This window comes from Psychrobacter sp. (genome assembly GCF_035469765.1).
Taxonomy (GTDB): Bacteria; Pseudomonadota; Gammaproteobacteria; order Pseudomonadales; family Moraxellaceae; genus Psychrobacter.
Genome location: NZ_DATIRM010000274.1, coordinates 1 through 1,778, shown reverse-complemented (window position 1 = coordinate 1,778; position 1,778 = coordinate 1). Strand labels below are relative to the sequence as shown.

Below are 1,778 nucleotides of genomic sequence, written 5' to 3'. Positions count from 1 at the left end.
ACCTCTATATAACCGTATATAAAGTACTATAGGTTTGTTATCACTATAGTTAACGTTTAACGGCTAATGACATTTTTGAATGTTTTTATAATGATTACTCTGAGCAATTGAGTTGAAATTTAAGCTTAGTACTGTCATTATTACAATTAAAATATCATATAAATACGGATTTATATATTATATTTCATTATAAGGATATTCCAATGAAAACTTTTTCACTAGCCAAATCTTCCATTTTGATGGCAACTATCTTAGCTATGAGCGCTGCTACGATTACTGGTTGTAGCAGCGAAAAAGAAACCAAAGCCGTTGATCGTGTCGAAGAAGCCGAAGCACTAGCACGAGTCAAGTCACTTGAGGCCCGCGCAGAAGAGCTAAAAGGCAGTATGCCAGCAGCCACTGAAATGACCGCTAGTGTAGGCGGCGCTGATGCTACAAGTGGCAAGCCCACCATCAAGATGCCGGATGAATCTACTATTCCAGATGATGAACGTGGTGCAGCAATACGCCGTGGTTTACAAATTGTCAATCATACCTATAAAGAGTTGCCAGACAACGTTGGTAATCAGCTTAATTGTACCAGTTGTCACCTAAGCAATGGCTCAGAAGCTTATGCCGCGCCTTGGAATGGTTTGCCAGGTATATTCCCCATTTATCGTTCGCGCGGTGGCCGCGTAAACTCGTTACAGGAGCGTATCAACGGTTGCTTTGAGCGGTCAATGGACGGTAAGGCTCTTGATCTGGGATCAGACGATATGAATGCGATTGTTTCTTATATGGGTTGGTTATCACAAGACATGCCCATTGGCGTCTCACCTGAAGGTCGTGGCTTTGTCAAAGTGGACAAAACTTTAGAGCCGAATCCTGATAATGGTAAAAAGCTATTTGCCGAGAAGTGTGCCGTTTGCCATGGTGGTGAAGGCGAAGGCCAATATAATGACGATGGCACTTATGTCTATCCCGCAGTTGCTGGCGACAAGTCATTTAACGATGGTGCAGGCATGGCGCGTACTTATACAGCCGCTGCGTTTATCAAAGGTAAGATGCCATTTGGTCAAGGCAATACCTTAACTGACCAAGAAGCTGTCGACATCGCTGATTACTTTACCCATTTGCCACGCCCTGTAAAAGCCAATAAAGATAAAGATTGGCCAAATGGCGATGCGCCTAAAGATGTACGCCGTTAATTTAAAAAAAGTGATAAGTGATAGAGAACCAAAAGCCCAGCTATCTTAAATAGCTGGGCTTTTATATATATGGTTGATTCGTTTTAGAAAAGATACAAGTGCTGCTGGCGTAAATTTTTTGCAGCCTCTGTCTGCGTAGGCACAGCAAGCAAAAAAAATACCAGCAGCACGTGGCCACTAATGTCTCAATTTTTATTCTGAACGGTCTTTAGATAATAAGGTTAATTCTAAAGTTTGAATTAAGGCAGTTTCATATCGCCATCGACCAACCAACCAAATCGGCGCATCGCATAAGCAACGATGCCAGCAATAACGGCTGGCAATACAAACATCAATAAAACAATCGCCGTCCATAGTTGACCAGTACTCATAATCTCTTTCGATGCTTCAATCACACCAAAGACACCAACCAATCCCGCCGTTCCCATACCCGCGCCGGTAGCCGTACATGCCAAACCGAAACCGACAGTCGCGATAGGACCAACGATGGCGCTTGCTATGACAGCAGGTAATAAAACAATGGGCTTTCTGAGTACGTTAGGAATTTGCAGCATACTGGTACCCAAACCCTGTGATATCAAACCACTGACG

Annotated in this window: 2 protein-coding genes; one reads left to right on the top strand and one right to left on the bottom strand. The window is 43.2% G+C overall.

Features of this window, described 5'->3' with window-relative positions; all coding sequences use genetic code 11:
- The first annotated feature begins 203 nt into the window (after positions 1–203).
- Entirely contained in the window at positions 204–1,187 is a 984-nt protein-coding gene (locus VLN09_RS07790) for a c-type cytochrome (protein WP_325245276.1), read from the top strand.
- A gap of 239 nt (positions 1,188–1,426) precedes the next feature.
- Here the strand turns inward: VLN09_RS07790 and VLN09_RS07785 are convergent.
- On the bottom strand, positions 1,427–1,778 hold a 352-nt coding region (locus VLN09_RS07785; RefSeq protein WP_325245275.1), incomplete at its 5' end, for a PTS sugar transporter subunit IIC.